Below are 207 nucleotides of genomic sequence, written 5' to 3'. Positions count from 1 at the left end.
CACCGATCCGAAGGACATGGATAGCACGATCGGATTGACGGTGGACGACCACTTTTCGGCGTCTGACCTGGACGTGGGCGGCGGGACGTATCCGCAAGCCCGTGAACATTTGTCAGTGCAAGTGCTTGGGGAGCAGGAGCAGGTTTCGCGGCCGGCCACGCCGATGGAAGCCGATAGCGCTCCTGGATTTGCTGCCGCCGACTGGGG

At 62.8% G+C, this 207-nt stretch carries 1 protein-coding gene; it reads left to right on the top strand.

From position 1 onward, the window contains the following. Nucleotides 1-16: 16 nt before the first annotated feature. A partial coding sequence (locus ACWGS9_RS36020) for a hypothetical protein (RefSeq protein WP_454509589.1) occupies nt 17-207 on the top strand: 191 nt, incomplete at its 3' end.

The sequence above is a fragment of the Mesorhizobium sp. Arg314 genome, assembly GCF_053714275.1.
Note: the sequence above shows the minus strand (reverse complement) of the source record. Positions and strands in the feature narration are given on the sequence as shown.